The organism is Sanguibacter inulinus (assembly GCF_013415325.1).
GTDB lineage: Bacteria > Actinomycetota > Actinomycetes > Actinomycetales > Cellulomonadaceae > Sanguibacter > Sanguibacter inulinus.
On the sequence record NZ_JACBYE010000099.1, the window covers coordinates 1 to 4,192 of the forward strand.

Annotated in this window: 3 protein-coding genes, 1 rRNA gene and 1 pseudogene; 1 reads left to right on the forward strand and 4 read right to left on the reverse strand. The window is 72.7% G+C overall.

The features are described 5' to 3' along the window. From HZZ10_RS19215 to HZZ10_RS19010, 3 genes and pseudogenes are all read right to left on the reverse strand, one after another. A pseudogene (locus HZZ10_RS19215) lies at positions 1 to 243 on the reverse strand (hypothetical protein); the annotation flags it as partial. Positions 244 to 393: 150 nt separating this feature from the next. Beyond that, positions 394 to 1,431: an HAD-IIA family hydrolase gene (locus HZZ10_RS19005; RefSeq protein WP_179914711.1), complete on the reverse strand. Its 1,038-nt coding sequence runs from the start codon at positions 1,429 to 1,431 to the stop codon at positions 394 to 396. After that, positions 1,428 to 2,360: a tetratricopeptide repeat protein gene (locus tag HZZ10_RS19010; RefSeq protein ID WP_179914712.1), complete on the reverse strand. Its 933-nt coding sequence runs from the start codon at positions 2,358 to 2,360 to the stop codon at positions 1,428 to 1,430. The genes HZZ10_RS19005 and HZZ10_RS19010 overlap by 4 nt, the downstream gene beginning before the upstream one ends. On the opposite strand from HZZ10_RS19010, the gene HZZ10_RS19015 reads away from it, so the two are divergent. After that, positions 2,352 to 3,773: a hypothetical protein gene (locus tag HZZ10_RS19015; protein ID WP_179914713.1), complete on the forward strand. Its 1,422-nt coding sequence runs from the start codon at positions 2,352 to 2,354 to the stop codon at positions 3,771 to 3,773. The genes HZZ10_RS19010 and HZZ10_RS19015 overlap by 9 nt on opposite strands. A gap of 303 nt (positions 3,774 to 4,076) precedes the next feature. Here HZZ10_RS19015 and rrf read toward each other — a convergent pair. After that, positions 4,077 to 4,192 (reverse strand): 5S ribosomal RNA (gene rrf / locus HZZ10_RS19020).

Consider the following 4,192-nt stretch of genomic DNA (forward strand, 5'->3'; position numbering starts at 1 on the left):
GTGCTCGTCGACCGGGCGGGCGGAGAGCGTGTCGAGAGGTCGCAGGTCGGCTTCGAGGCCCGCGAGGGACCGGTCGGTCGCGTCGAGGGCGGGGCCGGGTACGGGGCGCGGCGCAGGAGCTGGCCGTGCAGGCTCACCTTCGGGGTACGCGCTCGAGGTGGGGATGGACGGGGTGGGGCTGGACGAGGTCCCGGCAACGGTCGACGGCTCAGGGCGCGGGCCGGGCACAGGTCGAGAAGGCACCTCGGTCACTGCTCGTCTCCCTGTCGTCGTGCGGGTCCTGTCGTGTGCCCGTCCACCGCCCGCACGTGCGAGCGGCGACAGCCGGGCGTGGACGTCTCTCGTGTCCACGCTACCGGCTGTCGCTCGTCGTCAGGTGCTGTGCACAGACTCTCAGGCCTCGGGTGCTCCGGGGACCACGAGCTCCGGGACCGACGCGGGGTCGAGACTGCCACCTGCGTCGACGTGCGCCCACGCTGCGGAGCACGCGGCGCGGACGAGGTCGACGGGGTCGGAACCCGCAGAGCCGGCACGCAGCTCGAGCTGGTCGCCGGCCACGCGTGCGGAGGCCTCGCGGCAGGTCCACCAGCCCTCGTCGCCCTGGACGGGCAGCGGGTGCGGCTCGAGCAGGCTGCGCAGGTCCGCCCCGATGAAGTCCGGGCGCTCCTCCGCATGGGCGAGGATGTCGTCGCGCGCGCTGTTGACCCCGGTGAGGACGTGCAGCCCGGGGTATCCCCCGGACCGTGCGCCTGCGAGGTCGGTGTCGAGGCGGTCGCCCACGACGAGCGGCCGCTGAGCGCCTGCACGCTCGATCGCCATGGCGTACATGGCGGGTGAGGGCTTGCCGGCACTGAAGGGCTCGACGCCTGTCGCAGCGACGACAGCGCCGACGAGCGCTCCGTTGCCCGGGGCGAAGCCCCGGGCCGTCGGCAGAGACAGGTCCCTGTTGCTCACGACGTGGACGGCGCCGGCAGACACCGCGTACGCAGCCTCGGCGAGGTCCTTCCAGCCGAGCGACGGGTCGAAGCCCTGCGCCACGGCGTCGGGCTGGTCGTCGGCGCTCGTCACGACGACGTAGCCGGCCTCGGTCACCGCCGTGAGGAGGCCAGCGCCCCCGACCACGAGGACCTTCGACCCCGGGGCGACGTGGTCGCCCAGGAGGCGAGCGCAGGCCTGCGCAGCCGTCATGACGTCCGAGGGCTCGGCGGGGATGTCGAGCGAGGTCAGCTGGTCGGAGACCGAGACGGGCTCCCGCGAGGCGTTGTTCGTGACGAACACGAGACGGAGCCCCCGCTCACGGGCTGAGGTCAGCCCGTGAGCGGCGTGCACGATCGGCTCGTGACCCTTGTACGCGACACCGTCGAGGTCGACGAGCGCGAGGTCGAAGGCCTCGGCCAGCGGCAGGTCGCTCCCCAGCAGGACGGCGCTCACGCGTCGTCCTGCTCGTCGTCCTGGCGCTCCTCTGCGGTCGGTGCAGACGGTGCGTCGTCGACTGTGCTCGACGGCGAGGGGACCTCGTCCGAGGCGTCCCCGTCGGAGACGTCCTCGTCCGAGGCGTGCTCGTCAGAGGCGTCCTCGTCAGAGCCGTGCTCGTCAGAGGCGTCCTCGTCAGAGCCGTGCTCGTCAGAGGCGTCCTCGTCAGAGCCGCTCTCCGTGACGTCCGCCTCGTCCTCGATCTCCTCGTCGCCGAGGTCGAAGACCACGACGTCGTCCTCAGGGGCGAGGTCGCCGATCTCCGCACGCTCCTTGGCGGTGAGGGTCGAGAGCAGTGCCTTCGCCTCGTCCGCACGGCCAGCAGCCTCGAGCACACCGGCGCGGGCCTCGATGACGCGGACCTGCAGCGCACGCTCGCCCTTGGGGACGGTGATGCCTGCGAGCACGGACTCTGCGGCCTCGATCTCGCCGAGGTCCAGACGGGCTCCGCTCACCACGATGGCGAGCTCCACCTTCTGGTCCTCGTCGAGCGTCTCAGCCTCGGGGGTCGCCGCCAGGGCGATGGCCCGCTCGGGACGACCGAGGCCCCGCTCGCAGTCGGCCATGATGGCGAGGTGCTCGGAGGAACCGTTCAGGCGACGGACCGTCCGGAGCTCACGGAGAGCCTCGGCGAAGCGCTCGGTCCTGTAGGCCGTGAGACCAGCGGCCTCACGCACGATGTCCACACGACCGGCACGACGCACAGCCTCCTGGGCGTGCTCGTAAGCAGCCTCAGGCTCGGAGTCGATGAGCAGACCAGCCGCCACCAGGTGAAGGCCGACGGTCTCGGCGTTGTCCTTGGTCAGCGTCCGGAGGCGGCCCCGAGCGTCGCGGTCGAGGTCGGAGAACTGGATGCCCTCGGGCAGCTGGGGAGCTGCGTGACGCACGGACGTGTCGTCGCGGAACGTGCGTGCCGCGGGGGCTGCGTCGTCTCGGGGCGCCCGCTCACGGGGTGCCTCGGAGCGTGCAGGGGCACGGTCCTGACGCGGACGGTCGCCCTGGACGGGACGTCCACCCTGGGGGCGGTCGTCACGACGCGGGCCACGGTCACCGAAGGAGGGACGGTCGCCCTGGGGGCGGTCGTCACGACGGGGACCACGGTCACCGAAGGAGGGGCGGTCGCCCTGGGGACGGTCGTCACGACGAGGACCACGGTCACCGTACGACGGACGATCACCCTGGGGACGGTCGTCACGGCGCGGGCCACGGTCACCGAAGGACGGCCGGTCGCCCTGGGGGCGGTCGCCGTAGGAGGGACGTCCACCCTGCGCACGGTCGTCGCGGCGAGGGCCACGGTCACCGTACGACGGACGGTCACCCTGGGGTCGGTCGTCACGACGCGCGCCGCCCTGGGGACGGTCACCGTAGGCGGGACGCTCACCCTGGGCGCGGTCGTCACGACGGGGACCACGGTCACCGAAGGACGGGCGGTCGCCCTGGGGACGGTCGCCGTAGGAAGGACGGCCACCCTGCGCGCGGTCGTCGCGGCGCGGGCCGCGGTCACCGAAGGACGGGCGGTCACCCTGGGGACGGTCGCCGTAGGAAGGACGGCCACCCTGCGCGCGGTCGTCACGGCGCGGGCCACGGTCACCGAAGGACGGGCGGTCACCCTGGGGACGGTCGCCGTAGGAAGGACGGCCACCCTGCGCACGGTCGTCACGACGGGGACCACGGTCACCGTACGAGGGGCGGTCGCCCTGGGGGCGGTCGTCACGACGCGCGCCGGCCTGGGGACGGTCGCCGTAGGAGGGTCGGCCACCCTGGGGGCGGTCACCGTATGCGGGGCGCTCGCCTTGCGCGCGGTCGTCGCGGCGCGGGCCGCGGTCACCGTAGGACGGGCGGTCACCCTGGGGACGGTCGCCGTAGGACGGACGTCCACCCTGCGCGCGGTCTCCGTATGCCGGACGCCCACCCTGGGGTCGCTCGTCGCGTCGAGCTCCGCCCTGAGGACGGTCTCCGTAGGAAGAACGGCCACCCTGGGGACGGTCACCGTATGCGGGGCGCTCACCCTGCGCGCGGTCGTCGCGGCGCGGGCCGCGGTCACCGTAGGACGGGCGGTCGCCCTGGGGTCGGTCGTCGCGTCGAGCTCCGCCCTGGGGACGGTCTCCGTAGGAGGGACGGCCACCCTGGGGGCGGTCACCGTATGCGGGGCGCTCACCCTGCGCGCGGTCGTCGCGGCGCGGGCCGCGGTCACCGTACGAGGGTCGGTCGCCCTGGGGTCGGTCGCCGTAGGAGGGACGTCCACCCTGTGCGCGGTCGTCGCGACGCGGGCCGCGGTCGTCTCCGCGGGCGGGACGTGAACCTGAAGAGCCTCCACGTCCTGCTCCGCCGTTGTTCCGGCCGTAGCCTCCAGCCCTGCCGTCCTCGCGGCCTCTGCTGGCGCCCGAACGGTCCTGGTCGTCGCTCACGTGTACTCCCTCTTCAAGTTGACCATGCATGACTATCATCGCACCCGGACGTCGCAGCGAGAAGGTCTCGAGCTGCGCGTCACAGGGAACGGTCTTGACGCTGAGTGGTGACCAGCAGCGGCGCTGAGCGCGCTGATGTCCATCACAACGACGAAGGCCCACCCCAAAAGTGGGGTGGGCCTTCGTTGAATGGTTGTCCGGCGGCGACCTACTCTCCCACACAGTCTCCCGTGCAGTACCATCGGCGCAGAGGGGCTTAGCTTCCGGGTTCGGAATGGGACCGGGCGTTTCCCCCTCGCTATGACCGCCGT